Below are 25,604 nucleotides of genomic sequence, written 5' to 3'. Positions count from 1 at the left end.
CCACACTGTCATGCCGCAGCAGATCTCCCGCAGGACCGTCCTGCGCACCACCGGTGCCGCCGCCGTCGCGGCCGCCGCCGCTCCCGCCCTGGCGGCCTGCGGCGGGTCCAAGACCTCCTGGGGCGCCGCGCAGTCCAACATCGACAAGAAGCTGATGGCCTGGCCGACGTACACGCCGGTCGCCGGCCTGCACCCGGACCTGCCGGGTACCGCGGCCGGGGTGCAGGACACCTTCCTGCATTACCCGGCGAACCTGGTCCAGTCGGTGCCGACCAAGCCCGGCGACGGCTCGAAGGTGCGGGCCCTGATCGTCACCTACGGCACGCAGCCCAAGGGCCCTGACCAGAACCAGCTGTGGAAGGCCGTCAACGACGCCACCGGGGTGGACCTGGAGCTCACGATGGTCACCGACGCCGACTGGCAGACCAAGCTCGGCGCCATGATGGCGGCCTCGGACCTGCCGGACATCATCATGCTGGGCCTGTACCAGCTGCCGAACGAGGCACAGTTCCTGCAGGCCAAGTGCGAGCCGCTGGGTCAGTACCTGTCCGGGGACGCGGGGGCGAAGGCCTACCCGAACCTGGCCGCGATCCCGCCGTACAGCTGGGACTCGGTGGGCCGCGTCGGCGGCGACTTCTACGCGATCCCGATCCACCGGCCGCGGCTGGGCAACTCGTTCTTCGCCAACTCCGACCTGTTCCAGCAGGCCGGGATCTGGAACCCGACGCCGGGCGGCCTGACGAAGGCCGAGCTGACCGCAGGGCTGCGGAAGCTGAACACGCAGGGCCACTTCGCGCTCGGGACCAACAAGGTCGCCTCGTTCGGGTACCTGACGCACTCCGGTGTACACGGCACGCCGAACCTGTGGTCGCTGGCGAACGGCCAGTTCACGACCGCGTACGGCACCGACGCCATGAAGTCGTCGCTGGCGACCATGGCCGACTGGTACGGCAAGGGTTTCTACGACCCGGCGGCGCTGACGGTGTCGAGCACGCAGTGCAAGACGGACTTCCAGAACGGGACCTACGTCACGACCACCGACGGGTTCGGCGGCTTCGGCGGCTACGCGACCGCCGTCAACGAGAAGTGGAAGGTGGACTTCGTCCGGCCCTTCGACGCCGGCACCGGCGCCAAGGCGACGCCGTGGCTGACCCCGGGCTACTTCGGTTACACAGCCTTGAAGAAGGCGTCGCCGGAGCGGATCAAAATGCTGCTCGGCGTCCTGAACTTCCTCGCGGCGCCGTTCGGCTCCAAGGAGTGGGAGCTGATCAACTACGGCATCGAGGGCGTGCACTTCACCCGCGGCGCCGACGGCGGTCCGTCCAAGCCCACCGATCTGGGCAAGATCGAGAACTCGGTGAACGTGCCGTTCAAGTACGTCATGGCCGCCCCCCTGGTGAACTACCTCGCCGGCGAACCGGAGGCGGCCAAGCGCTGTTACCAGGCGCAGGTGGACATCGTGCCGCTCGGCGTGCCGGATCCGAGCCTGGGTATCCAGTCGGCGACCCGGAACAAGCAGTGGCCGACGCTGTTGCAGCAGATCCAGGACGGGATGAACCAGATCATCACCGGGAAGGCGCAGCTGTCGTCCTGGGACGACGTGATCAAGAAGTGGAAGAGCAGCGGCGGCGACCAGATCGCCGCGGAGCTCGGCGCTGAATACAGCAAGACTCATAGCTGAGGCATGATCGGGCGCATGAGCTACCTGGCCGCTTTGGAAGACGAGGTCCGCGACGTCGTGGCGAAGGCGGCCGGGTCCGCCGCGCCCGAGCTGACCTACACGCTGTACCGGCAGTTCGGCGACACCGGCCACCGCTACGGCTACGAGCATCCCTATTTCGAACGGCGTGGCCGGCTGGTCGCGGCCGGCGCGGCGGCGATGTTCGACGTGCGCGCCGACGGTGTCGTCGGCGCCGAGGTCCTGAGCGTCCTCGCCGACGAGCTGTGGCGGGTGTGCGACGAGTACACCTGGGCCCTGCCCGCGCACGCCTACCACGCCCGCGACGCGGACATGCGGCGCTGCGTCGACCTGTTCGCGGCCGAGACCGCGCACACCGTCGCCGAGCTGATCGGGCGTTTCGGGAAGCAGCTGCCCGAGGACGTGACGATGCGCTGCCGCGAGGAGTTGCTGGACCGGGTCTTCATCCCGTTCGCCGACGACCAGCGGCCGATGGCCTTCGAGAAGATGACCAACAACTGGCTCGCGGTGGTCGCGGGCGGCGTCGGGATGGCCGCGCTGGCCTTCTTCCCGGACGACGCCAAGCGGCTGGCGATGATTCTGAAGCGCTCGCAGAAGTCGTTGCGCCGCTTCATCGAGCACTATCCGGACGACGGCGGCTGCTCCGAGGGCATGGACTACTGGGTCTACGGCTTCGGGTACTTCGCCTACTTCGCCGAGGCGTGGCGCGAACGCGGCGGGCCGGATCTGTTGCTGGACAAGAAGATCCGCGAGATCGCGGCGTTCCCTTCCCGCGTAGGATTCGGCGACGGCCGGTTCCCGAGCTTCTCCGACGGCTCGGAGACCGCGGAGATCCCGACCGGGTTGATGTCGCGGCTGGTCGAACGGCTCGGGGTGCCGGTGCCGTATCTGACGGCCGTGCCGAGCTTCGCGTCGGACTTCTGTCATCGCTGGCCGCACGTCGCCAAGAACATCGAGTGGACCAGTGAGCGCGTCCTGGACCAGCCGACCGCGCCGGGCGTCGCGTATCTGCCGGATCTGGCGTGGGTCGTGGACCGCGGCGGCGAGGCGGAGTTCGCGGCCAAGGGCGGGCACAACGACGAGTTCCACAACCATCTGGACGTCGGCCAGTTCATCCTGCGCGGCCACGGCGAGACGCTGCTCACAGACCTCGGCGCCGGCGAGTACAACGCCACCTACTTCGGGCCCGACCGGTATAAGGACGTTCATACAGCGGCCGAGGGGCACTCGATCCCGCTGATCGACGGCCGCGGGCAGCTGCCGGGTGCGGAGTACGCCGCGAAGGTCGAGCGCTTCGCCGAGACCGGCCAGGGCGCGATCCTGACCCTGGACCTGACTTCGGCATACGAAGTCCCCGGGCTGCTCGCCGTCGGTCGCCGGTTCACCTGGCAGCGACACGGCAGCCTGGTCGTGGTCGACCGGGTCGAGACCGATCGCCCGATGCCTTTCGAGGAGATCTTCATCAGCCGGATCCGGCCGAGGGTCGAGGCCGACCGCGTGGTGTGGGAAGGCGAGAAGGCGCGCTGCGCCCTGACGTGGAGCGGTCCGGTCGCGATGGCTCCCGAGGTGGAGACCGTCGAGACCACCGGTCATCGCGGAGAGCTGGAAAGCGTTTTCCGGCTTCGGCTACGATGCTTCCTTGAGGCTGGTGGCAGCCGGCTGGAGTCCGTGTTCACCGTCGCGAGCAAGGAGCGTTGATGGCCGGCGCGTTGGATGTCCCCGAGGACCGGAATCTGTCCGAGTACACCGGCTGGACGCGGGCCCACTGGCTCGCGCAGGCCGACTACCTGCTCGACTCCTTGAAACCGTTCGCGTCGCCGAGTTCGGCGCGCTTCGAGCTGCCGGGCCGGCCCAGCTTCTCGGGCTTCGACTCGGACGCCTTGGAGGGCTTCGCCCGCACCTTCCTGCTCGCGGCGTGGCGGATCGTCGCCGACCGGGGCCGGGGGCCGGTCGCCGAGGACCTGATCGCCCGGTACTCCTCGGGCCTCGCCGCCGGTGCGGATGCCTCGCATCCCGAGGCCTGGCCTCGGATCCCGCAGGGCCGGCCGGGGCAGCCGATGGTGGAGGCGGCCTCGATCGCGCTGGGGCTGCACTACACGCGCGAATGGCTGTGGGACCGGCTGGACGCGCGGGCCCAGGGGCTCGTCGCCGACTGGCTCGGCGAGTTCATCGGCAATCCGACCTGGCCGAACAACTGGATGCTGTTCCAGACCGTGACCGAGGAGTTCCTGTCCTCGATCGGCGCGCGGTATGAGGAGTCTGAGATCCTTCGCGGTCTTGACGCGACCGAGGAATGGTACGTCGGCGACGGTTGGTACACCGACGGCGCCGGCCGGAACTTCGATTACTACATCGGCTGGGCGATGCACCTGTATCCGCTGGTGTGGACGCAGATGGCCGAGGGTGGGGCACGGAGTGAGAGGGCGCTCGCGGCTCGTGAGGTCTACCGGGACCGGCTGCGCCAGTTCCTGGAGCGCTACTTCGACTTCTTCGGCTCCGACGGCGCGCCGATCCACCAGGGCCGGTCGCTGACGTACCGGTTCGCGGCCGCCGCGCCGATCTGGGTCGGGGAGATGTTCGACTGTTCCCCTTACGACGCCGGGCTTTCGCGGCGCGCGGCCAGCGGCGTGCTGAAGCACTTCGCCGAGCACGGGGCGCCGGATGCGCGCGGCCTGCTGACCCTGGGGTGGCACGAGCCGTTCCTGCCGATGGTGCAGAACTATTCGGGCCCTGCTTCGCCCTACTGGGCCTCGAAGGGCTTCATGGGCTTGATGCTCCCGGCCGACCACAGGGTGTGGACGGCGCCGGAGTCTCCGCTGCCGGTGGAGGTCGGGAACTTCGACTCGGCCATCGCGCCGGTCGGCTGGGTGCTGAGCGGGACCAAGGACGACGGCGTGGTCCGGCTGCTGAACCACGGCAGCGACAAGGCCTGGCACCACACGCCGCCGTTCGCCCCGCACACCGACGTGTTCTACTCGCCGCTGGCGTTCTCGACGGTGACCGCGCCGGACACCGCGCCGGAGGCGTGGGCCAAGCGGGTCGGGAACCACGTCGCGCTGATCGCGCCGGACGGCCGGGTGTCCTCGCGGGCCGTGATCGAGCCGGGTACGGCGGCCGACGGGTACGTCTCGTCGGAGCACGTCCCCGGCTTCGAGACCGAGCCGGGCGGCGCGGTGCTGCCGATCGAGGGCGCACGGATCTCGACCAGGGTGTCGGTGAAGGACGGCGTCGAGACCCGGGAGCACTCCGTGACGGCGCCGGCCGGCTGGACGGTGCGCGAGGGCGGGTATCCGGTCGCGGGCCCCGAAGAGCCGGTGCGCGGCGAGAACGAGAAGCTGCCCGGGGCGTTCGCGGTCAACGATCTCGGGGTGATGTCGCGGATCGAGGGCCTCGGCACGTGGACCGCGGCCGGTGTGGACACCGAGCTCGGTGCCAACGCGCTGGGGGCTTTCTCGGCGACGCCGTATCTGACCGCCGAGCATCCGGGCGGCACGGTGAGCTATCTGTCGAAGGTCATGGTGTATCGGCTTCCTGATGACGGCGCCGACGACGATGTCGATGGCGGAGCTGATGGCGGAGACGGGGTCGCGGAATGAGTTGGCCGTTGGCGTTTTCCACTTTGGGCTGCTCCGGGATGCCGTTGGCGGACGTGATCGAGTTGGCGCGGTCCACAGGGTGGCTCGGGCTGGAGTTGCGCGCTGCCGATGACGAGCCTGTGCATTCCGGGTTGTCTGTGGATGAGCGGGCTGCCGCGCGGGAGTTGTTGGAGTCCGGCGGCGTCACGGTGTTGGCGGTTGCTTCATATGTCAAAGTTGCCAGCGGCGTGGTCGGCGACGATGAGTGCGTCGCGGATGCGTTGGCGCACGCGGAGCTCGCTCGGGATCTGGGGGCGCCTTTCGTGCGCGTCTTCCCTGGCGCGGAGGAGCCCGGGGCGGAGGCGGACTCGCGTGCCGTGCGTCGGTTGAACGCGATTGCAGAGCAATTGCCCGAGGGTGTCGCGATTCTGTTGGAGACTCACGACAGTCATCCACAGGGTGTGGATATCGCGCGTGTGCTGTCACAGGTTTCCGGTGATGTCGGGACGATCTGGGACGTCATGCATCCGTGGCGGACCGGCGAGCCGATCTCCGTCACGAAGGAGGTGCTGGCGCCGTATCTGCGACACGTGCAGGTGAAGGACGTGTTGTCGCCGGAGGAGCGGACGCCGTTGCCGCTCGGCGAGGGCACGATCCCGCTGCCCGAGTTCTACGCCGCGTTGCGGGAGCTGGGGTATGAGGGCTGGGTGTCGTTGGAGTGGGAGTCCAAGTGGCACCCCGAGGCGGTGGCGCTGGCCGAGGCGTTGAAGGTGAAGCCGGTCTTCGACTGAGGCCGGTCTTGGATCGAGGTCGTCGCCGGCTCAGACGTTGATCCGCGGCCGTACCGAATCCCGCAGCACGATGTGGGTGCCCAGCATGACGTGCTGGTTCGGGGCGGCCGCTTCGTCGCGGTGCAGGGCCAGGCGGACGGCTTCGCGGCCGAGTTCCATGTGCGGGATCGAGACGGTGGTCAGCGCCGGATAGAGGTCCTGTGCCTCTTGCTCGTCGTTGTATCCGATCACTGATACGTCGTCCGGAACGGAGACCCCGGCCTCCCGGAACGCGACGAGCGCGCGGGCCGCGATGTGGTCGTCCCAGGCGAAGACCGCCGTGAAGTCCGGCGGGCCCGCGGCCAGCCGCTTTTTGAGCTCGGCGTAGGCGAACGGCGGGAGCTGGTTGCCGACGATCACCAGGCTCGGGTCCTCGGCGATGCCGTAGGCGCCGATGGCGCGGCGGTAGCCGTCGAGGCGGTCGCGGGTCGTGGTGTTCTGCGGGTCGCCGCCGATGAACAGGACCCTGCGATGGCCCTGGGACAGCAGGTGGCTGGTCGCGGCGAAGGCGCCGCCGGCGTTGTCGTACTCGACCACCGTCACCGGCAGGTTCTCGCCGGGCGAGGGGCGGCCGCAGACCACGAGGCGCGAGCCCGCGCTGTCCAGCAGCCGGGCCAGGCGCGCCATGTGCTCGCGGTACTCGGGGCCGTCGATGACGCCGCCGACCAGGACCACCGCGTCGACGCTCTGCTCGCGAAGCGTCTCGACCAGTTTCACCTCGCGCTCCGGGTCGCCGCCGGTGGTGCTCACCATGCACAGCCGGTCCTCGGCCACCGCCTGTTGTTCCACGCCGGAGGCGACGCGGTTGTAGAAGGGGGAGGTGAGGTTGGAGAGCAGGACCGCGATGATCTTGGAGCGGTTGCCGGCCAGCGCGCGGGCGTGGGCGTTGACGACGTAGTCCAGCTCGCGGACCGCGCGCAGGACCCTGGTGCGGGTGGTGGCGGCGACCGGGTAGTTGCCGGTGAGGACCCGGGAGACGGTCGCGACCGAGACCCCGGCGCGGGTGGCCACGTCGCGGATGGTCGCCGGGCGGCCGTTGGGGGAACCGGCGTCGCTGTCAGGTCGTCTCGCCACGGGGAAAGAATACGTTTTCTAAAGCGTTTCCCCTAATCATCGCGCAGGAGAACAGCCAGCTGAGTGCGCGATCGGACGCCGAGCTTTCGGTAAACGCCGGTCAGGACGGATTCCACGGTCTTCACCGACAGGAACAGGTTCGCGGCGATCTCGCGGTTCGGCAGGCCCTCGGTGACCAGCGCGACGATGCGCTGTTCGGCGGCTGTCAGATACAGATCCGGAGCCGGCGCCTCGGCGGCCACCTCGGCCGGTTCCCACAACGGCGCCTGCGCGCGTCGGAAGACCGCCTCGGCCTGGTCGTGGAAGTGCCGCGCGGAGGCCGCACGCCGCCGCCGCTTGTCGAGGAACGAGCGGGTCAGCAGCACCCGGCCGCGTTCCAGCGGGAGGCCGAGCGCGCGGAAGGTGTGGTCGGCGCGGTGCAGGAGTGCTTCGGCGCGCGCGTGATCCCCTTGCGCCGCCTTGAGAACCGCGTCGGCCCGGTCCAGCGTCGCCAGCACCCCGCGCCGTTGCAGCCGCTCAGCCGCGCGCCGCGTCTCGGCGATGATCGCCGCCGCCTCGTCGGCCTGCCCGGTCGCGACCAGCACCTCGGCGAGGTCGGCGTGGAAGCGCACGGCGGCGGGATCGGCGATGCCCTGCTCGTCGACCAGGGTCCTGACCCGCTGCAGATCGTCGGCGGCACCGGCGGTGTCGCGCAGCAGCAGACGCACCTCCCCGGACAGCGCGAGGCAGCGGGTCATGAAGATCTGGTCCTGCTCCTGCGCCGACGCGGCGGTCCCCCGCTCGGCCAGCCGCAGCGCCTCCTCCAACGTGCCCCCGGCCACCTGCGCCAGCGCGGAGGTGAACAACACCGGCCCGGGCGAAGCACGCTCGGCACCCGGCAGCTCTTCGAGCCGCCGCGCACCGCGGATGGCGGCGGCCCCGTGCCCGGCGCGAGCCTCGATCTCCACGGCGCCGCGCAACAGCAGCGCCCGATCGCCGTGGCTCCCACTGCGCTCGGCGTATGAGGTGAGCTGCCGGAGGTGGTAGCGCGCCTCGTCGAGCTGGTCGGCGAAGAGGGCGAACCGCACGGACAGCCAGCGCGCGGAGTTGATCAGCGAACCGGGCGCCGGATCCGGACTGTGCACGAGCGCACGGCGCAGGACGCGCGGGTAGGAGGCCTCCCCGAGCAGCTGCTCGATCCGCGCGAGCATGACCAGCGCGGCCGCCTGCGACTCAGCATTCTGCGACAACTCGGCGGCCCGAACCGCGGCACGCGCCGCATCATGAGCCCGCCGATTGTCGCCGAGCGCCAGATGCGCGTGCCACGCGACCCGCAGGTGCACTTCGGAGAGCAGGGCCGGATCAGCCGCCGCCTCGGCATCAGCCAAGGCACGACCGAGAATGTCATCAAGCCCCCCGACCGCCTGCCCGGCCGCATCGACAACGGCAAGCCGCGCCCGAGCCCGCGCCGCATGATCGGACTCGGTGCGATCCAACCGCGCGACCGCCGTACGCGCGAGGTGCTGGCGCCCCGCCGCCGCGGCATCAGTGGCAGCGGCGAGGAGGAGGGCCGCGATGGCGGTGGGGCGGCGGGTGGGCGGCGGAGGGGATGCCGGATGCGGCGCGCGATCGGCGGCGAGGCCGGCTGAAACGGCTACGGGATCGGCGGTGTGCGGCGGTGAACCGGCGAGACGCGGCTGGTGCTCGGCCGGTTGCCAGGGCCGCGGCTCTGCGCGACGAGTGGCGGAGTCTGTGGTGTGCGGCGGCGAACCGGCGAGACGCGGCTGGTGCTGGGCCGCTTGCGAGGGCTGCGGCTCGGCGTCGCGAGTGGCGGGGTCTGTGGTGTGTGGCGGTGAACCGGCGAGACGCGGCTGGTGTTCGGCTGCTTGCGGGGGCTGCGGCTCGGCGCCGGGAGCGGCGGAGTCTGTGGTGTGCGGGGGCGAATCGGCGAGACGCGGCTGGTGCCCAGCTGCTTGCGAGGGCTGCGGCTCGGCGCGACGAGCGGCGGATTCTGTGGTGAGCGGGGGCGAACTGGCGAGATGTGGCTGGTGCTGGGCTGCTTGCGAGGGCTGCGGCTCGGCGCCGGGAGCGGCGGGGTCTGTGGTGTGCGGTGGCGAATCGGCGAGACGTGGCTGGCGCTCGGCTGTCTGCGAGGGCTGCGGCGCAGCACCGGGAGCGGCGGGGTCTGCGTCGGGCGCGGCTAATCTCGCTGTCTGGTCAGCGGTGCGCGGCGAATCGGCGAGATGTGGCTGGTGGTGGGCTGCCTGCGAGGTGTCGAAAGCGGCGGAGCCCGCGGCTGTCTCCTGGTCGTCAGCGCGATGCCCAGCCTGAGCCGTCCCACTGACCGGAGCCGGTAGCGGCGCGAGCGAGCCGTTCGCCGCTTCGTGCGCGTCCGCCTCCGCTGCCGGCACCTCCGCCTCGCGCAGCGGCATCATCTCCGCCGCCAGCAGCCACAACTCAGCCGCGCGCCCCGGATCCCCGCGCCGTCGCGCCGCTCGGGCGGCGATGGCCAGGTCCGTGGCCATCTCCAGGTCCGGGCGGTCGCGGGCGGCGGAGGCCCGGTGCCACAGGCGTGCCGTCGGGTCCGTCGTGGTTTCGGCGAGGAGCAGGTGTGCGGTGCGCAGTGTCTCCTGCGATGCGTCGGCGAGCACTGTGTCGCGGACCGCCGTGGCCGGGAAACTGACCGCCCCGTGCACGTCCACCGCGATCAGCCCGGCCTGCTCCGCGCAGGAAAGGGCCTCCAGCGTGTCCGGGCCGGCGGTGCGGCGCAGGGTCGTTATAGAGGGGTCGGCGGCTAATGCGGCGATCAGGAGAGTGCGCCAGACCCCGTCCGGAGTCGGTAGTTCGTCGATCCAGCCGCGGACGCAGCGCCGTGCCGCCGGCGGCGTCGTCACCACCTCCAGCGCGCCCGATGACGCGTCCAGCCCTCGCGCGATCTCGATCGTCAGCCGCGCGTTTCCGCCTGCCGCCGCGTGGACGCGGGCCGCGACCCGGAAGCCGATCCCGCGCTGCTGTAACAGCGTCGCGGTCTGCTCCGCCGTCAGCGGGGGGACCGTCATCTCCACCGCGTCGCGGCCCAGCAGGTCCACCGGGCCGCCGGGGCGCGTGGCCGCGACCACCGGGATGCCGTGCCGGGCGAGGTACGCCACCACGTCGAGGCTCTCCGCGTCCCACCACTGCATGTCATCGACCAGCAGCAGGATGCGTTTGTCCGGTGGTGCCGCGTTGTCTATGCAGGCCCGTGCGGCTAAGCGGATCGCCACGCGGTCGGGCGTCCCGGGTATTCGGCGCAGGGCTTGGCGTACCGCCGCGAGCCAGGGCTCGGGCATATCGGGCGCCTCGGACAGTAAGTCGGCTAATGCGGCGAAGGGGACATTGCGGTCGGCCGGTGCCGCCGTCAGCCACATCACATGATCGTCGCGGCTGATCCAGGGCTCTGCGAGCGAGTCCAGGAGGGCCGACTTGCCGCGGCCGGGCGGGGCGGCCAGGAGGGTCGGCAGGCCCTCGGCGGCGCGCGCGACCAGGGCGGCGACGAGCTCCCCATGCCCGATCATGTCAAGTCCTTGGCGGTCGCGGTGCCGGTGACGGCTGCGGGTCCCGAACCCGGTGGGGCGTGGGGGCCGCTCGGGGAAGGTTACGCCGTGCATGCCCGCGGTCACAAGAGTTCTCGCTGTGTTCCGGGCCACGACGCCCTGAGTAAAGAGCTGGTCATGCCGGAGCTGTTCAAGGGTTTCCCCCGATGCGGTCGGACCGGGCCTTCAGCAAATTCTTAGCTCGCCACCTTTCCCCTCTACCCCACAGAAGGCGGAGATGAAAAACACGTACACGCGGCGACGAGCCGCGGCGGCCGGAGCGGCTGTCGCCACCATGGCGGCCGGCTTCGGTCTCATGGCGGCCTCGGCGCAGACCGCGCAGGCCTGGGACATCAACCCGGCGTCCTGCAGGCACGCCCCGCACCACCAGCACAGCCACGGCGTGCAGCTTACGGCGACACAGACTCTGTGCGACCGTATAAACGCCGCCGGAACGCAGGCCGCGACCGGCTCCGAGACGCTGTCCTACGGCGGCGGCGTGGACGGCATCGGCGTGCTCGACGGACACGCCAAGGTGTACCTGGTGTTCTACGGAACCCAGTGGGGTACCCAGAGCACCGACTCCAACGGGCTCGCGAACTTCTCCGGCGACCCGGACGCCGCGGCTCCGGTCGTGCAGAAGATGTTCAAGGACATCGGCACCGGCGGCGAGACCTGGTCGGCCGACCTCACCCAGTGGTGCGACGGCCCCAACGTGGCCAGCGGCGCGACCAGCTGCCCGAGCAACGCCAGCTTCGTGCCCTACCAGACCGGCGGCGTGCTCTCCGGCGTCTGGTACGACAACTCGGCGGCCTCCCCCTCGGCGGCGACCGGCCACCAGCTGGGCGTGGAGGCGGTGAACGCGGCCGGGCACTTCGGCAACACCACCGCGGCGGCGAACCGCGACGCGTACTACGTGATCCTGTCCCCGCACGGCACCGACCCGGACGGCTACCAGGACCCCAACACCGGCTACTGCGCCTGGCACGACTGGAACGGCGACACCTCGCTGAACGGCGGCGCGGTCACCAGCAACTACGGCGACATCGCGTTCTCCAACCAGCCGTACAACATGGACGTGGGCCAGACCTGCGGCACCAACTTCATCAACTCCGGCGGCAACGGCGTCCTCGACGGCTACACGATGACCCTCGGCCACGAGTGGCACGAGATGATGTCGGACCAGAACCCGGCCGGCGGCTGGACCAACCACGTGTCCGGTTCGTCCTACAACGGCCAGGAGAACTCCGACGAGTGCGCGTGGCTGCAGCCGGGCACGACCGGTGGCGCCGCGAACGTGACCCTCGGCTCGGACAGCTTCGCCGAGCAGGCCAGCTGGTCGAACGACACCAACGCGTGCGCGATCTCGCACCAGATCCTGACGCACGGCAACGGCGGCTCCGACACGGTGTCCGTCACGCAGCCGGCCGCGCAGACCTCGACCGTCGGCACCGCGGTGTCGCTGCAGGTCCAGGCGTCCGACTCGGACTCGACGCAGACCCTGACCTACTCGGCCACCGGGCTGCCCGCGGGCGTCACCATCGACAGTGGCAGCGGCCTGATCTCCGGCACCCCGACCACCGCGGGCAGCTCGTCGGTGACGGTCACGGCCACTGACGGCACCGGGGCCTCGGGCTCGGCGTCCTTCGGCTGGACTGTGAACTCCACCACCGGCGGCGGCAACGTCATCGTCAACGGCGGCTTCGAGAACGGCTCGCTGTCCGGCTGGACCGCCTCCGGCGTCACCGCCGCGACCACCTCCGGACCGCACGCCGGCAGCTACGCGGCCGAGCTCGGCAACACCAACCCGAGCAGCACTTCCAGCATCGCTCAGACCTTCAAGGCGGGCTCGGGCAACAGCAAGCTGGCCTTCTGGTACAACGTGACCTGCCCGGACACCGTCACCTACGACTGGGCCACGGCCACGCTGAAGGACAACACCTCCGGCACCACCAAGACCGTCCTGGCCAAGACCTGCGTCTCCAGCTCCGGCTGGACCCAGGTGACCTCGTCGATCACCGCCGGCCACAGCTACACGCTGACGCTGACGAGCCACGACGACAACTACGCCGGCGACCCGACGTACACGCTGTACGACGACGTCACGGTGTCGTAAGTCGATCAGTTCCCTGTGAAACACCGGCGGATCCGGCCCCTCGGGGGCCGGATCCGCTCTCGTGTGCGGGGACTGACTCAGAACCCCGAAGCGGCGCTGACCGCCTCGTGGCGGGCCCGGACGGTGGCGATGGTCCGGTCGCCGTCCGTGTCCCAGATCTCCTGGTTGAAGATCTCCACCTCGGCGTGGCCCTTCCACCCCGCGGCGGTCACCAGAGCGCGCATGCGCGCGAAGTCGATGTGGCCGTCGCCGACGTGCCCGCGGCCCAACAGCATGTCGGCCGGCAGCGGCACGACCCAGTCACACTCCTGGTAGGACAGAATCCGATTCCCCGTGCCGGCGCGCGCGATCGACGCAGCCAGCTGCGGGTCCCACCACACGTGGTAGGTGTCGACGACGACGCCGACCTGCTCGGCCGGGAACGCCTCGGCGATGTCGAGGGCCTGCCCGAGCGTGGAGACTACGGCGCGGTCCGCGCAGAACATCGGGTGCAGCGGCTCGATCGCGAGCTTCACACCGTGCTCGGCGGCGAACGGCGCGAGATCGGCGATGCTTTCGGCGACAGTGGCGCGGGCGGCCGGCAGGTCTTTGGAGCCGGCGGGCAGCCCGCCGACGACGAGGACGAGCACGTCGGTGCCGACGCCGGCGGCTTCCAGGACCGCCTGCTTGTTGTCGGCGAGCGCGGCGGCGCGTTCCTCGGGGAGGGGCGCGGTCATGAAGCCGCCCCGGCACAGGCTGGTGACTTCGAGCCCTGACGCGCGCACGATTCTGGCGGCGGCCTCTATGCCGATCTCCTGGACGCGGTCGCGCCACAGGCCGATGGCCGGCACGCCGGCGCGCACGCAGCCGTCGACGGCCTCGGCGAGGGTGAGGCGCTTGACGGTGGCCTGGTTCAGGGAGAGCTTCACGCGACGACCGCCGCGAACCGGGCAGCGGCCAGCTCCGGATCGTCGATGACTCCGGCGATCTCGGCGAGCCGCAGCAGCTCGGTCAGGTGCGCGGCGCCGCGCGCCGTTTCCAGACCGCCGACCATCTTGAAGTGGTCCTGGTGGCCGTTCAGGTAGGCCAGGAAGACCAGGCCGGTCTTGTAGTTGAAGGTCGGCTTCTCGAAGATGTGCCGCGACAGCTCGACAGTCGGCCCCATCAGCCGGTCGTACGCTTCCAAGTCGCCGCGGTCCAGTGCCCGCAGCGCTTGCGAAGCGGGGCGTGCGATGCCGTCGAAGATGCCGAGCAATGCGTCCGAGTGGCCGGCGCCGTCGCCCTTGATGAGCTCCGGGTAGTTGAAGTCGTCACCGGTGTAGAGGCGGACCCCTTCCGGCAGCTTGCTGCGGAGCTCCAGTTCGTAGTCGGCGTTCAGGAGGGAGATCTTGATGCCGTCGACCTTCGCCGGGTCGGCGTTGATCAGCTCCAGGACTGTCGCCATCGCGGTCGGGATGTCCGCCGAACCCCAGTAGCCGGCCAGCGACGGGTCGAACATGTCGCCCAGCCAGTGCAGGATCACCGGGTTCGAGGCCTGATTCAGCAGCGATCCGTAGACGGTCAGGTAGTCCTCGGCCGACCGTGCGGACGCGGCCATGGCGCGGCTGGCCATCAGGATCACGCGGGCGCCGGCCGCCTCGACGACGCCGAGCTGCTCCTCGTACGCGGTTTTGATATCAGGGAGCGAATGTGCGCCCGGCGCCAGCTGGTCGGTGCCCGCGCCGCACGCGAGCAACGCAGGCACGTTGGCTGAATCAACCGCCTTCGCCGCCGCGCCACTGCGCCGGATTAGCTCCTGCGTCGCCGACCAGTCCAGCCCCATCCCGCGCTGCGCGGTGTCCATGGCGTCCGCGATGCCGAAGCCCAGCGACCACAGGTGCTCGCGGAAGCGCAGTGTCGCGTCCCAGTCCAGGACTGCGGGCTTGCCCGCGCCGTTGTCCGCGTCCGGATCTGCCACAACGTGCGCGGCGGCATACACAACGCGCGAAGTGAAGCCACTCATCGCGCCGCTCACTTCCCGGTCCGGTCGAGCTCCGGCACGGCGATCTTGCGGCCCTCGCGCCAGGACTGCGTGCCGAGCTCGGCCAGCTGCACGCCGCGCGCCCCGGCCCACAGGTCGTGGCTGTAGGGCGCGTCGGCGACCAGGTGCGCGAGGAACATCTCCCACTGCACCTTGAAACCGTTGTCCAGGACGGCGTTGTCCGGCACCTCCTGCCACTGCGCGAGGAAGTCCTCGGTCGCCGGGATGTCCGGGTTCCAGACCGGCTTGGGCGTCGCGGCGCGGTGCTGCGCCTTGCAGGTGCGCAGTCCGGCGACGGCGCTGCCGTGCGTGCCGTCGATCTGGAACTCGACCAGCTCCTCGCGGTTCACGCGCGTGGTCCACGAGGAGTTCAGCGAGGCGACGATCCCGCCTTCGAGCTCGAAGATGGCGTACGCGGCGTCGTCGGCCGTGGCCTTGTACTCCCGGCCCCGCTCGTCCCAGCGGGTCGGGATGTCCGTGCGGGCCTCGGCGTAGACGCTCCGGACCGGCGCGATCACGTGGTCCAGCACGTACCGCCAGTGCGGGAACATGTCCAGGATGATGCCGCCGCCGTCCTCGCTGCGGTAGTTCCACGACGGCCGCTGCGCCGGCTGCCAGTCGCCCTCGAAGACCCAGTAGCCGAACTCGCCGCGTACCGACAGGATGCGGCCGAAGAAGCCGGAGTCCACGAGCCGCTTCAGCTTCAGCAGGCCCGGCAGGAACAGCTTGTCCTGCACCACGCCGTGCTTGATCCCGGCGGCGTCGGCGATGCGTGCGAGCCGGACCGCCTCCTCCAGCGTCTCGGCGGTCGGCTTCTCGGTGTAGATGTGCTTGCCGGCCTCGATCGCCTTGGTCAGCGCCGGAACGCGGGCCTGCGTGACCTGCGCGTCGAAGTAGACGGTGACCGAGGGGTCGGCCAGGGCCTCGTCCAGGGAAGTGGTCCACTTGTCCAGGCCGTGCCGCGCGGCCAGCGCCTCGATCTTCTCGGCGTTGCGGCCGACCAGGATCGGCTCGGGCCAGACGGTGCGGCCGTCGGGCAGCGCCAGGCCGCCCTGCTCGCGGATCGCCAGGATCGACCGGAGCAGGTGCTGCCGGTAGCCCATGCGTCCGGTGACGCCGTTCATCGCTATGCCGACCACTTCGCGTGTCATCGCCGCTCCCGAGATCTAGTTGTGATCACCGAAAGGCCCGATCGGCACTGGAAAGCGCTTTCCGAACCCGTCCTGAGGCGATAGGTTACGAGCGTGTCCACGCAGAGGTCAACACCCTCGCCGGCCCCGCGCCGCAGCAGCGCCACGCTGCAGCAGGTCGCCGACGCCGCGGGCGTCTCGCTGGCCACCGCCTCGCGCGTGCTGAACGGCAGCGCCCGGATCGTGAACGCGGAGCTGAGCGAGCACGTGCGCGAGGTCGCCACCCGGCTGCGCTACGTCTCGCACGGCCCGGCGCAGGCCCTCGCGCGCGCGACGACGTCGCTGGTCGGGCTGCTCGTGCACGACGTCAACGACCCGTACTTCTCCGCCATCGCGGCCGGCGCGATGCGCGTGGCGCGGGAGCGGGACCTGCTGGTGATGGTCGCGAACACCTACCGCGAACCGGTCCTGGAACTGGACTACATCACCCGGCTGGGCGCTCAGCGCGCCCGCGCGATCCTGGTCGCCGGCTCGCCGCCGGTGGACCCGGCGCTGGCCGAGCCGCTGCGCGAGCGGCTGCTGGACTACCAGCAGGGCGGCGGACGCGTGGTGACCATCGGCGACCAGGGTCCGGAGATCGACGCGGTGCTGCCGGCGAACGTGCAGGGCGCGCGGGAAGCGGCGCTGCATCTGACCGGGCTGGGACACCGTGAGATCGGGATGGTCGTCGGGCCGCGCGGACTCGTGACGATCGCCGACCGGTCTGAGGGGTTTCGCAGGGGGCTGACGGAGAGCGCCGGTGACCCAGTCGTCGTGCACGAGATCGAGGGCGCCTTCACTCGCGACGGCGGGTACGACGCCACCCGGCGGCTGCTGGCCGAGCACCCCGGGGTGACGGCGGTGTTCGCGATGGCGGACGTGATGGCCATCGGCGCGCTGGCCGCGTTGCGCGAGGCCGGGCGGCGGGTGCCGGCGGACGTGAGCCTGGTCGGCTTCGACGACCTGCCGATCTGCGCCGATCTGATGCCCGCGCTGACGACGGTGCGCGTCGACACCGAGGGCATGGGTGAGCAGGCGATGCGGATGGTGGTGGAGTCGCCGGCAGAAGATGCCGAGGGCGAAGGGCGCACCGTCGTGCACAGTGCTACTGAACTGATCGTGCGGGGGAGCACGGCACCGGCCGCCTGAGCCGGTTCGCAGGACACGTATATATAGTATATAGGGGTGGGGAATTGAGTCTGCTCAGCGCTGAGGCTTCGGCTGCCGGTGCGCCCGGAATCCTGGTCCCCGTAGTACTTTCCGCGGCCTTTCTGCACGCGAGCTGGAACGCGATCCTCAAGTTCATCCCCGACAAACTGACCGCCTCGCTGCTGATGACGGTGTCCGCCGGCGCGTTGGCCGCACTCGGTCTGTTCTTCGTGCCGGCGCCGGCCCAGGCCTCGTGGGTGCTGCTGCTGGTGTCGGCGGCACTGCACGTCGGGTACTTCCTGATGCTGATCAAGACCTTCGAGATCGGCGACTTCAACCAGGTCTATCCGCTGGCGCGCGGACTGTCGCCGGTGGTGGTGGCGGGCTTCGCGACACTGCTGGGCGATCCCATGTCGCGGCACCAGACCCTGGGCATCGCAGTAGTCTGCGGCGGTCTGACGGTACTGGTGTTCTCCGCCGGCCGGCCCAAGCGCACGCAGGGCAAAGCCCTGTTCTGGGCGGCGATGACCGGGCTGTCGATCGCGACGTACACGGTCACGGACGGTGTCGCGGTGCGGCATTCGGGCACGGCGGCCGGCTACACGGTGTGGATGATGCTCGCCGAGAGCACGCTGATGACGGCGGCCTGCGTGACGATCATGATGCGGCGGGGCGCGACCGGCGCGGCCGGCGCGACCGCAGGCTTCCGAGTGACGCTGCGCAAGCTGAGCCGCGGCGATGTGATGCGCGGCGTGATCGCGGGACCATTGTCGTTCCTGGCCTACGGACTGGTGCTGTGGGCACAGACCCGGGGCGCGCTCGCCGCGGTGTCGGCACTGCGCGAGACGAGCGTGATCTTCGGCGCGGCGCTGGGTTCGGTGTTCCTGCGCGAGCCCTTCGGGCGGTATCGGATCTTCGCCGCGGTGACGATCGCGAGCGGAATCCTGATCCTTGAGGCCGCGTGACGTCGTGTAGTCGCTCGGCGACGTGAGGGCTTGTATAAGGGCTCTGTTTCGAGTAAACCGACAAGTCGGAGCATGACGCCGACGACTCGGGGTGGGAACGCGGTGGATGCCGGCAAGAAGCGCGGCAAGGATTGGCATGACCGCACGGCTGATCGACGGATCTGTGCGGGGGTCTATCTCGACCGGGGTTTTCGGGACACCGCTTTGCGGCGGGTCTACGGTGCGAACGGTCGCATCGTGGCGCCTTCGCACGGGTTCGACCTGGTGCCGGTGCTGGTTCACGCCCGCCGTGCCTTGCGGTGGGCTGCCCTGTGGGATCTTTTGACGATCCTCGTATTCGGCGCCGCGCTATTTGTCTCGTGGGTCGGGCCGGTGCTGCTGGCCGTCCTCGTCTTCGAAGCGCTGGTGTGCCTCCGAGCGGTGAAGCTGGGCTGGGCATATCTGTTCCCCGCAGGGAAGACGACTTCGCAGGATCGTGAAATCCTTCGAATCCGCCGCGATCGTTGGCGCACGGTGGCGTTTCTCGGGGTGTTCGTTCCCGGAATCGTCGCGACGGGGCTGGTCTATTTCGGGCGTCGGCACGGGGTCGGCTGGCCCTCGGCGAAGGCGGATGTCATCTCCGCGGCGATCGCGGTGTGCGGGACTGCGGTCGTCCGGGCCTCGGCCGCGATGCATCTGCGAGCACAGGTCGGTGCTCTTCATGATCGGAAGGCCTTCGACGTTTCCGCTCGTGGCAGACGGATGGAAGTTATCGACCGACAGCAGAGATACTTGTGCTCGCTTCACAACGGCCGTAATCCGTTTGTCGGAAACGGACCCCAGATGTACGCATGGTCCTTCGCTCAACGGCTTGTTCGCCCGAAGTCCGGGTTCGATATCCCCCAGGATCTGGACACGGAGTTCGACAAGCCGCCGTTCGAGACCGTTCGTCTGATAGACCGTCTGCGCGAGGACATCACGAAGCTCGCTGCGGAGCAGAATGCGGAGACGAGGATCCCCGGCCTCCGGGTCCGAGATCACATTCTTGTCGAATCAGATCATGCTGCTGAGTTTCCTGGAGCACTCACCTCGGTATTCGACCGACAACTGATCAGCGACGTAGTCAGTGATCCCAGAGAAGTGGTGCGGCATCATCTCGCGTGCAGTGTCGCTTCATGGGGCGGTGACGTCGTGACCACGGTCTTCGTTCACGTCTCCCTTCAAGGGCGCACTCTCTATGTGGAGTTGTCGGCGCATACCCTAATGCCGGTTCGCGACGCGTTCCGGCAGGTAGATGTCGAGGGTAAGACCGGCTTCAAGGCCGTGCTGCGCGATGGGTTCGGTGCGTTGGGACGGTTGCCAGCCGAGGCGAGCGGAGCGCCGGGCCGCCTCGCCAAAGCCGTGAAGACTGGACATGCGATGCTGCGGGCACGGAAGGACAAGACACGTCGGCCTCGCCCCGGCTTCGAGATCGGGCCCTGGTTGAGTCTGCGGGAACTCGCGGCGGCGGGATCGGGGAGCCATTTCCAACGGAAAGACGTCATTAAACACTGGCGGATCATCGAACGACGACTGCTGGCCACCGTCGAGGACTTCCTGCGGCTGCACGGCGTCGATGTTTCTGAGTTCATGGAACGTGCGATGGCGATACTCAACAACGGAATCATCAATACCGGTAGCGGTGACGTCTCGGCCGACAACGCCACGATGGGAAGTCAGAACCAGGTGAGCCAGACCCCTCAGTCTGCGGCATCCCCGGCGGCACCGCAGGGACAAAGCCAGGCGGGCAGTTCCAATCAGGCATCGGCTTCACGATGAAGGGAACAAGAAGATCGTGATCAACAACGGGGTCGTGAACACTGGCAGCGGCGATGTGACCGTCTCGGGGACGGTCATGGGTTCCAACAACACAGTCGGCTCTCCGCCACCAATGCCATCCGTAGATGTACCGGTGCTGCACGATCTGCCTGCCAGTCGTCCGATCGGTGTCATCACCGTCCTGCCGGAGGAGACGAAGGCGGTGCTCGACCTCTTCGACGTCGGACGGCCCGATCCGACGATCGACGCCAAGACCGGAGTCCGCTACTACGAGTGGACGGTGCGCGATGTTCCTGTCGTCGTGACCCGGACGGCGGAGCGGGCGAACCGCTCCGCCGTCGTGGCGGCGCAAAACCTGCGCGCACACTGTGATCCGGCGACGGTCGTCCTTGTGGGGATCGCTGCCGGGCTTCGTGTCGATGAACCTGGATATTCGCTCGGAGACGTCGTCGTCGCAACGGAGATCCTTTACTACGACGATCGAAAGCTGGAACTGGACGGCGACCACTACCGCCCGCATGAACTGCGCACGCACGTAGCGGTGCGCAATGCCGTCAACGCCTTTTTCACGGAGTACGGCGAGCCGTTCCGCCTGAGCGCCGCCACTCCCGATGGCCGCGGACGACGATCTCGCGTGCACTTCGGAAAGATCGCATCTGGCGAGGCTGTATTCGCGCGGGGCTACGACGGCGCCCTTGAGTACATTCGGCGATTCGACCCGAAGGTGCTCGGAGTCGAAACCGAAGCCGGCGGTGTCGGCCAGGAATTCATGGAACATCCGGCTGCCGAGGGTGGGCCGTCCGGCTGGCTGGTCGTTCGAGGCTTCAGCGATGACGGAATGGGGCGCAGCGAGGCCGATCGGGCGACCGCGTGCAAGAACGCGGCAGCGGTGCTGGAGTTGCTGCTCCCGTATCTCCAAGGTCAGCGATGAGCGGTTTCGTCTTCGGCGTACTCAGTTCCCTGGTTGCCACAGCGCTCACCGTCCTTCTTGGGTGGATCGGTGCTCGTCATGCGCAGCACTGGCCGGTAGCCGTGCTTTCCCGTGTGAGCGGCGTGGGTATCGCTCGGAAGTACACCAGCCAGCGTTCCGCCAGTGCCGACCTGGCCGCCGACCTTGCCAAGGCTTCAGAAGTGTCGATCATGACCGGGCGCGGCAACGAACTGGCCCGAGAGAACTTCAAGGATATTTGGCAGAGATCGAACACACAGGTCAAAAGGATCCGGGTGTTGCTTCCGGATCCCGACGGCGGGCCGGACTCCTGGCTGGCGCGACGTGAGACCGAACTGGCGGATTTCGACCCCGGGTTCACTCCCGGGCTGCTCCCAGAGCAGATCCGCGCGAACATTGCTTACATAGGCGCGTTGGCCAACAAGGATTCGAAACGGATCGAGTTGCGGTTGGTGGATCTTCCTCAGGTAAGCCGGGTGATCATCACCGATCAATTGGCCTACGTGACGACCGTGACGGAGGCCCGGCACGGCCACGACTCGCCATGCCTGGTCTTCCGAAAGCCTGGACCGCTCTACGATTTCGCAGTGCGGCTGTTCGAAACCGCGTGGCAGGGCGCCTCGGCGCCGCGAACCCCTACGTCACAGGCCACGGGCCAAACCGGCCCGTAACCGCAGCCCCTAAACCCGCACCGCGTCCAAAGCCGCCCGCATCCGCACCACCCGCCGCTCCAACCGCCCGACCGTCCCCTCGCGTCCGTCCTGGTCGACCAGCAGCGCGAGCGTCCCCTCGATGGCGCCGAGCCGGTTCGACAGCTCGTCCAGCATCCGCGGGGTCACCCCCGCCGCCTCGCGCAGCATCTCCGCCTGCTCCTTCAGCTGGCGGTTCTTGCGGTGCAGTTCGGCGAAGACGCCGACCTTCGCGCGTAGGACCCAGGGGTCGAAGGGCTTGGTCAGGTAGTCCGCGGCGCCGGCCGCGTAGCCGCGGAGGGTCTGGTGCGGGCCGTCGCCGGCGGCTGTGAGGAAGATGATCGGGGTGTCGCGGGAGCGTTCGCGGAGGCGGACGTGCGCCGCTACCTCGAAGCCGTCCATGCCGGGCATGCGGACGTCCAGGAGGATCACCGCGAAGTCCTCGCGCAGGACCGCGCGGAGCGCTTGCTCGCCGGAGGACGCGGTGATCAGTTCGTGGCCCAGGGAGCCCAGGATGGACTCCAGGGCCAGCAGGTTCTCCGGGCGGTCGTCGACCAGCAGGATCTTGATGTCGGCGTCGGCCGGCGTCGAGGCGCGGTGGGCGTCGGTCACGGGGTCTGGCCTCCTGCGGCGGGCTGGGCGCCGGTATCGGCGTCGAGCCAGCCTCGCATGACGGACAGCAGGTGGGGGGTGTCCACCGGTTTCGTCACGTAGTCCGAGGCGCCGGCCTCGATCGACTTCTCCCGGTCGCCGCGCATGGCCTTGGCGGTCAGCGCGATGATCGGCAGGTTCTTGTAGCGGTCGATCTCGCGGATCGCGGCCATCGTGGCGTAGCCGTCCATCTCCGGCATCATCACGTCCATCAGGACCAGCGCCACGTCGTCGGCGCGTTCCAGGGCCTCCAGGCCCGCGCGGCCGTTCTCGGCGTTCATGACCGTGCAGCCCTGCTGCTCCAGGACCGAGGTCAGCGCGAAGACGTTGCGGATGTCGTCGTCGACGATGAGGATCTTCTCCCCGTCGAAGGTGATGTCCGAGCCGGCCGCGTAGAGCTCCGTGGACGGCAGATACAGGTCCGGATGCGGGGACTGCTCGGGGATCAGCGGCAGCGTCGGCGCCGGTTCGGCGGTCCCGCCGGCCGGCAGCGGGCTGGTGCCGTAGCCGAGGCTGCCGGTGCTGCCGAACACCGCGGCGCCGTCCGGCCCGACCGCGTGCGGCAGGAACAGAGTGAACGTCGAGCCGCGGCCGCGTTGGCTCTCGGCGCGGATGCCGCCGCCGAGCAGCTTGGCGATCTCCCGGCTGATGGACAGCCCGAGCCCGGTGCCGCCGTAGCGGCGCGACGTGGTGCCGTCCTCCTGCTGGAAGGCCTCGAAGACGGTCTGGATCTTGTCGTCCACGATGCCGATGCCGGTGTCGGACACCGCGAAGGACACCGCCGGCTCCAGCGCGACCTCGTTGCTGTCCTCCGGGCCGCCGAGGACGACGTCGTCGACCGTGTCCACGATCAGCTCCACGTGCCCGGACTCGGTGAACTTCACCGAGTTCGACAGCAGGTTGCGCAGCACCTGCTGCAGCCGCTGCTCGTCGGTGAACAGGTGCGCCGGCACCGCGGGCGTGACGCTCACCCGCAGCTCCAGGCCCTTCTGTTCGGTCTGGGGACGGAACGTGGCCTCCACGTAGTCCACCAGCTGGCTGACCGCTATCCGGGCGGGCTGCACGTCCATGCGCCCGGCCTCGATCTTGCTCAGGTCCAGGATGTCGTTGATCAGCTGGAGCAGGTCGCTGCCCGCGCCGTGGATGGTCTCGGCGTACTCCACCTGGCGCTCGGTCAGATTGCCCTCGGCGTTGTCGGACATCAGCCGGGCCAGGATCAGCAGGCTGTTGAGCGGGGTGCGCAGCTCGTGCGACATGTTCGCCAGGAACTCGGACTTGTAGCGCGAGGACATCGTGAGCTGGTTCGCGCGCTCCTCCAGCTCCTGCCGCGCCTGCTCGATCTCGGAGTTCTTGACCTCGATGTCCTGGTTCTGCCGGGCCAGCAGCTCGGCCTTCTCCTCCAGCTCGGCGTTCGAGCGGCGCAGCTCCTTCTGCTGCATCTGCAGCTCGTCGGTGCGGGCCTTGAGCTCGTCGGCCAGCCGGCGGGACTCGCCGAGCAGCTCCTCGGTGCGGGTGTTGGCGGTGATGGTGTTGACCGTGACGCCGACCATCTCCATCAGCGACTCCATCAGGGCCCGGTGCACCTCGTCGAAGCTGTGGAAGCTGGCCAGCTCGATGACCGCCATGACCTCGTTCTCGAACAGGACCGGCAGCACGGCGACCGAGGACGGCGACGCCGAGCCCAGGCCGGAGGAGATGCGGATGTAGTCCACCGGGGCGTGCTGGATCATGATCGGCTTGCGCTCCACCGCGGCCTGGCCGACCAGGCCCTGGCCCAGGCGGAAGCGCGAGGTGACGTCCGGGGACTCGCGGTCCACGCCGTAGGACGCGATGAGGTTCAGCACCTTCGTGCCGGACTCCCGGCGGGCCAGGTAGAAGGCCCCGTACTGGGCGTTCACCAGCGGGGTCAGCTCGCTCATGATCAGCGCGGAGACCGCGTCCAGGTCGCGCTGGCCCTGCATCAGGCCGCTCATCCGGGCCAGGTTGGTGTTCAGCCAGTCCTGCTGGTCGTTCCGGCGCGTGGTCTCGCGCAGGTTGCCGATCATCTGGTTGATGTTGTTCTTCAGGTCGGCGACCTCGCCCTTGGCCTCGACCGTGATCAGCCGGGTCAGGTCGCCGGCGGTGACCGCGGTGGCCACCTCGGCGATCGCTCGGACCTGCGTGGTCAGGTTCGACGCGAGTTCGTTCACGGACTCGGTCAGCCGCTGCCAGGTCCCTGAGACGTCCTCGACCGTGGCCTGGCCGCCGAGCTTGCCCTCGGTGCCGACCTCGCGGGCCACGCGCGTGACCTCGGAGGCGAACGCGGAGAGCCGGTCGACCATGGTGTTCAACGTGGTCTTCAGTTCCAGGATCTCGCCGCGCGCCTCGACGTCGATGCGCTTGGACAGGTCGCCGTTCGCGACCGCGGTGGTCACCTGCGCGATGTTCCGCACCTGGCTGGTCAGGTTGTTCGCCATCGCGTTGACGTTGTCGGTGAGGTCCTTCCAGGTGCCGGCCACGCCGCGCACCGTGGCCTGGCCGCCGAGCTTGCCCTCGGTGCCGACCTCGCGGGCCACGCGGGTGACCTCGTCGGCGAAGGTGCCGAGCCGGTCCACCATCTTGTTCAGCGTGGTCTTCAGTTCCAGGATCTCGCCGCGGGCGTCGACGGTGATGGTCTGGGTCAGGTCCCCGGAGGCCACGGCCGTCGCCACCTGGGCGATGTTGCGCACCTGGGTGGTCAGGTTGTCGGCCATGGAGTTCACCGAGTCGGTGAGGTCCTTCCAGGTGCCGGCGACGCCGGGCACCCGGGCCTGGCCGCCGAGCCGGCCCTCGGTGCCCACCTCCAGGGACACGCGGGTGACCTCGTCGGCGAACCCTGAGAGCTGGTCCACCATCGTGTTGATGGTGTCCTTCAGCTCCAGCATCTCGCCGGCCACCTCGACCGTGATCTTCTGGGTCAGGTCGCCCTGCGCGACCGCGGTGGTGACTCCCGCTATGTCGCGGACCTGCGCGGTGAGGTTGCGGGCCGCGGAGTTCACCGAGTCGGTGATGTCGCGCCAGATGCCCTCGGCGTGCGGGACAGTGGCCTGACCTCCGAGGCGCCCCTCGGTGCCCAGCTCGCGGGCCACCCGGATGACCTCGGAGGCGAAGCCGGACAGCTGTCCGACCATCGCGTCGATGGTCTGGGCGAGTTCCGCGACCGGTCCGTCGACGATGTCCCCGGACAGCGCGATCTTGCGCGACAGGTCGCCTCGGGCCACCGCCTGGGCCACTTCCAGGATGGCTCCGAGCTGGCGATCGAGCTCGGCGTCCGCCAGGCGTTCCGATTGCAGCGTCATCGCCGCGCCTCCTTGACATGGGCGGCCGGCCCGCGTCTGGTGTGCGACGCCAGATGACTCTCAGTTCTCGCGGA

The 25,604-nt window shown here is 69.3% G+C and carries 17 protein-coding genes; 10 read left to right on the top strand and 7 right to left on the bottom strand.

All coding sequences use genetic code 11. From position 1 onward, the window contains the following. The first annotated feature begins 10 nt into the window (after positions 1-10). Genes ABH935_RS15355 through ABH935_RS15340 form a run of 4 tightly spaced genes read left to right on the top strand, consistent with a single transcriptional unit; the run spans position 11 to position 6,065 of the window. Positions 11-1,681 carry an extracellular solute-binding protein gene (locus ABH935_RS15355; RefSeq protein ID WP_370378552.1) on the top strand — a complete coding sequence of 557 codons (1,671 nt, stop codon included), beginning with the start codon at positions 11-13 and terminating at the stop codon, positions 1,679-1,681. Between the two features lie 15 nt (positions 1,682-1,696). Further along, entirely contained in the window at positions 1,697-3,397 is a 1,701-nt protein-coding gene (locus tag ABH935_RS15350; protein ID WP_370378551.1) for a heparinase II/III family protein, read from the top strand. Next, positions 3,397-5,295 (top strand): DUF2264 domain-containing protein, encoded by a 1,899-nt coding sequence (locus ABH935_RS15345; protein WP_370378550.1) that lies wholly within the window; start codon positions 3,397-3,399, stop codon positions 5,293-5,295. The genes ABH935_RS15350 and ABH935_RS15345 overlap by 1 nt, the downstream gene beginning before the upstream one ends. Positions 5,296-5,303: 8 nt before the next feature. Then, entirely contained in the window at positions 5,304-6,065 is a 762-nt protein-coding gene (locus ABH935_RS15340) for a sugar phosphate isomerase/epimerase family protein (protein ID WP_370378549.1), read from the top strand. Between the two features lie 30 nt (positions 6,066-6,095). Here the strand turns inward: ABH935_RS15340 and ABH935_RS15335 are convergent, their stop codons facing one another. Both ABH935_RS15335 and ABH935_RS15330 read right to left on the bottom strand, forming a co-directional pair. Further along, positions 6,096-7,178 (bottom strand): LacI family DNA-binding transcriptional regulator, encoded by a 1,083-nt coding sequence (locus ABH935_RS15335; protein WP_370378548.1) that lies wholly within the window; start codon positions 7,176-7,178, stop codon positions 6,096-6,098. A 32-nt stretch (positions 7,179-7,210) separates the two neighbouring features. Next, positions 7,211-10,711, bottom strand: a complete 3,501-nt coding sequence (locus ABH935_RS15330; protein WP_370378547.1) for a LuxR C-terminal-related transcriptional regulator — start codon at positions 10,709-10,711, stop codon at positions 7,211-7,213. 256 nt (positions 10,712-10,967) lie between these two features. Here ABH935_RS15330 and ABH935_RS15325 point away from each other — a divergent pair, with 256 nt between their 5' ends. Then, the gene (locus ABH935_RS15325; RefSeq protein ID WP_370378546.1) at positions 10,968-12,845 is read left to right on the top strand and encodes a putative Ig domain-containing protein; all 1,878 of its coding nucleotides are present in this window, start codon (positions 10,968-10,970) and stop codon (positions 12,843-12,845) included. Between the two features lie 77 nt (positions 12,846-12,922). Here ABH935_RS15325 and ABH935_RS15320 read toward each other — a convergent pair whose 3' ends face one another. The 3 genes from ABH935_RS15320 to ABH935_RS15310 are packed head-to-tail and all read right to left on the bottom strand — an operon-like array spanning position 12,923 to position 15,995. Beyond that, positions 12,923-13,753, bottom strand: a complete 831-nt coding sequence (locus ABH935_RS15320) for a sugar phosphate isomerase/epimerase family protein (protein ID WP_370378545.1) — start codon at positions 13,751-13,753, stop codon at positions 12,923-12,925. After that, a complete protein-coding gene (locus ABH935_RS15315) occupies positions 13,750-14,826 on the bottom strand; it encodes a dihydrodipicolinate synthase family protein (protein WP_370378544.1) in 1,077 nt (358 codons plus the stop codon). Before ABH935_RS15315 ends, ABH935_RS15320 begins: the two co-directional genes overlap by 4 nt. Positions 14,827-14,834: 8 nt before the next feature. Beyond that, complete coding sequence (locus ABH935_RS15310) at positions 14,835-15,995, bottom strand: Gfo/Idh/MocA family protein (protein WP_370378543.1); 1,161 nt, start codon at positions 15,993-15,995, stop codon at positions 14,835-14,837. Positions 15,996-16,088: 93 nt separating this feature from the next. On the opposite strand from ABH935_RS15310, the gene ABH935_RS15305 reads away from it, so the two are divergent. The 5 genes from ABH935_RS15305 (at position 16,089) to ABH935_RS15285 (ending at position 21,544) form a co-directional block, all read left to right on the top strand. Beyond that, a complete protein-coding gene (locus tag ABH935_RS15305) occupies positions 16,089-17,162 on the top strand; it encodes a LacI family DNA-binding transcriptional regulator (protein WP_370378542.1) in 1,074 nt (357 codons plus the stop codon). 44 nt (positions 17,163-17,206) lie between these two features. Continuing rightward, positions 17,207-18,127 (top strand): EamA family transporter, encoded by a 921-nt coding sequence (locus ABH935_RS15300; protein ID WP_370378541.1) that lies wholly within the window; start codon positions 17,207-17,209, stop codon positions 18,125-18,127. Between the two features lie 102 nt (positions 18,128-18,229). Then, positions 18,230-19,924, top strand: coding sequence for a hypothetical protein (locus tag ABH935_RS15295; RefSeq protein ID WP_370378540.1), 1,695 nt, complete (start codon positions 18,230-18,232; stop codon positions 19,922-19,924). 16 nt (positions 19,925-19,940) lie between these two features. Further along, complete coding sequence (locus tag ABH935_RS15290; protein WP_370378539.1) at positions 19,941-20,855, top strand: hypothetical protein; 915 nt, start codon at positions 19,941-19,943, stop codon at positions 20,853-20,855. Then, on the top strand, positions 20,852-21,544 hold the full coding sequence (locus ABH935_RS15285) for a hypothetical protein (RefSeq protein ID WP_370378538.1): 693 nt from the start codon (positions 20,852-20,854) through the stop codon (positions 21,542-21,544). The genes ABH935_RS15290 and ABH935_RS15285 overlap by 4 nt, the downstream gene beginning before the upstream one ends. Positions 21,545-21,553: 9 nt before the next feature. Here the strand turns inward: ABH935_RS15285 and ABH935_RS15280 are convergent, their stop codons facing one another. After that, entirely contained in the window at positions 21,554-22,174 is a 621-nt protein-coding gene (locus tag ABH935_RS15280; protein WP_370346132.1) for a two-component system response regulator, read from the bottom strand. Continuing rightward, positions 22,171-25,530 (bottom strand): HAMP domain-containing protein, encoded by a 3,360-nt coding sequence (locus ABH935_RS15275; RefSeq protein ID WP_370378537.1) that lies wholly within the window; start codon positions 25,528-25,530, stop codon positions 22,171-22,173. Before ABH935_RS15275 ends, ABH935_RS15280 begins: the two co-directional genes overlap by 4 nt. Between the last annotated feature and the right edge of the window lie 74 nt (positions 25,531-25,604).

The sequence above is a fragment of the Catenulispora sp. GAS73 genome, from assembly GCF_041262085.1.
Taxonomy (GTDB): Bacteria; Actinomycetota; Actinomycetes; order Streptomycetales; family Catenulisporaceae; genus Catenulispora.
This window is presented reverse-complemented; position numbering and strand designations above follow the sequence as displayed.

Coding starts and splice junctions, on each gene's coding strand:
- ABH935_RS15325 (WP_370378546.1), top strand. CDS start 10,968: ATGAAAAACACGTACACGCGGCGACGAGCCGCGGCGGCCGGAGCGGCT.
- ABH935_RS15310 (WP_370378543.1), bottom strand. CDS start 15,995: ATGACACGCGAAGTGGTCGGCATAGCGATGAACGGCGTCACCGGACGC.
- ABH935_RS15330 (WP_370378547.1), bottom strand. CDS start 10,711: ATGATCGGGCATGGGGAGCTCGTCGCCGCCCTGGTCGCGCGCGCCGCC.
- ABH935_RS15355 (WP_370378552.1), top strand. CDS start 11: ATGCCGCAGCAGATCTCCCGCAGGACCGTCCTGCGCACCACCGGTGCC.
- ABH935_RS15350 (WP_370378551.1), top strand. CDS start 1,697: ATGAGCTACCTGGCCGCTTTGGAAGACGAGGTCCGCGACGTCGTGGCG.
- ABH935_RS15345 (WP_370378550.1), top strand. CDS start 3,397: ATGGCCGGCGCGTTGGATGTCCCCGAGGACCGGAATCTGTCCGAGTAC.
- ABH935_RS15275 (WP_370378537.1), bottom strand. CDS start 25,530: ATGACGCTGCAATCGGAACGCCTGGCGGACGCCGAGCTCGATCGCCAG.
- ABH935_RS15315 (WP_370378544.1), bottom strand. CDS start 14,826: ATGAGTGGCTTCACTTCGCGCGTTGTGTATGCCGCCGCGCACGTTGTG.
- ABH935_RS15285 (WP_370378538.1), top strand. CDS start 20,852: ATGAGCGGTTTCGTCTTCGGCGTACTCAGTTCCCTGGTTGCCACAGCG.